The sequence below is a fragment of the Actinomadura latina NBRC 106108 genome (genome assembly GCF_001552195.1).
In the GTDB taxonomy this organism is placed as follows: Bacteria; Actinomycetota; Actinomycetes; order Streptosporangiales; family Streptosporangiaceae; genus Spirillospora; species Spirillospora latina.
The window spans coordinates 1-1,927 of sequence record NZ_BCQS01000061.1 but is presented as its reverse complement, the minus strand read 5'-3'; the positions used below and the strand labels follow the sequence as shown (position 1 = coordinate 1,927).

1 rRNA gene is annotated in these 1,927 nt (G+C 58.6%); it reads right to left on the bottom strand.

The features are described 5' to 3' along the window. A 23S ribosomal RNA gene (locus tag AL2_RS35775) occupies window positions 1-1,679 on the bottom strand; the annotation flags it as partial. Window positions 1,680-1,927: the final 248 nt, after the last annotated feature.

Genomic DNA, 1,927 nt, shown 5'->3' with positions numbered 1-1,927 from the left:
CTTACCCCGGGACAACCACCGCCCGGGCTGAGCTACCCTCCTGCGTCACCCCATCACTCACCTACTACCCCCTCGGGTCCCACGCTCCCCGCAGAACAGGCCCGAAGGCCCGAACCACAGATCGGGCGGTTAGCATCAGAAGGTTCAGCGTTGGCGCATACCAGCGGGTACGGGAATATCAACCCGTTGTCCATCGACTACGCCTGTCGGCCTCGCCTTAGGTCCCGACTTACCCTGGGCGGATTAGCCTGCCCCAGGAACCCTTGGTCATCCGGCGCACACGTTTCTCACGTGTGATTCGCTACTCATGCCTGCATTCTCACTCCCACAGCCTCCACCACTCGATCACTCGGCGGCTTCACCGGCTGCAGGACGCTCCCCTACCCATCACACCCTCACAGGTGCAATGCCACGGCTTCGGCGGTGTGCTTGAGCCCCGCTACATTGTCGGCGCGGAATCACTTGACCAGTGAGCTATTACGCACTCTTTCAAGGATGGCTGCTTCTAAGCCAACCTCCTGGTTGTCACAGCAACTCCACATCCTTTCCCACTTAGCACACGCTTAGGGGCCTTAGCCGATGATCTGGGCTGTTTCCCTCTCGACTACGAAGCTTATCCCCCGCAGTCTCACTGCCACGCTCTCACTTACCGGCATTCGGAGTTTGGCTGACGTCAGTAACCTTGTAGGGCCCATCAGCCATCCAGTAGCTCTACCTCCGGCAAGAAACACGCGACGCTGCACCTAAATGCATTTCGGGGAGAACCAGCTATCACGGAGTTTGATTGGCCTTTCACCCCTAACCACAGGTCATCCCCCAGGTTTTCAACCCTGGTGGGTTCGGGCCTCCACACCGTCTTACCGGCGCTTCACCCTGCCCATGGCTAGATCACCCCGCTTCGGGTCTACAGCATGCGACTGAAAACGCCCTATTCAGACTCGCTTTCGCTACGGCTACCCGCCACCGGTTAACCTCGCCACACACCATAACTCGCAGGCTCATTCTTCAAAAGGCACGCCATCACGAACAAGAAGCACAAGACCCCTTGAGGACGCTCTGACGGCTTGTAGGCACACGGTTTCAGGTACTATTTCACGACCCCTCACCGGGGCACTTTTCACCATTCCCTCACGGTACTGATCCGCTATCGGTCACCAGGAAGTATTCAGCCTTACCACGTGGTCGTGGCAGATTCACACGGGATTTCACGGGCCCCGTGCTACTCGGGAACACACCCAGAAGCCGCTCAAGTTTCGTCTACCGGACTCTCACCGTCTACGGTCGGCCATCCCAAGCCATTCGACTACCCGAGCAGTTTGTAACTCCTTGCCGTCCCGGCAGAGACGACCAGATGGTCCCACAACCCCGCACACGCAACGCCCGCCGGCTATCACACGCGCACGGTTTAGGCTCCTCCGCTTTCGCTCACCACTACTCACGGAATCACTATTGTTTTCTCTTCCTGCGGGTACTGAGATGTTTCACTTCCCCGCGTTCCCACCAACCTGCCTATACATTCAGCAGGCGGCGACACCCCATGACGGGTGCCAGGTTTCCCCATTCGGAAATCCCCGGATCAAAGTCTGGTTGCCGACTCCCCGAGGCATATCGCAGGCTCCCACGTCCTTCATCGGCTCCTGATGCCAAGGCATCCACCGTATGCCCTTAAAAACTTGAACACACAAAACGATCAAAACAAATCGCAGACAAACAACAACACCCCGAACCCCGCCCCCCACCCGAAGATGGAAGACAAGCCCCGAGATCTCATCGTTCGCCAGAGATGCTCGCGTCCACTGTGCAGTTCTCAAAAAACAACCGGGCCCACCAGCACCGCCACACCAGCACAGGTGAGGCGGCGACCGGTCCCGCAGTCCGAGGCCACCGGGCATACGCCCGTTCCCTCAGGACCCAACAGCGTGTCCAA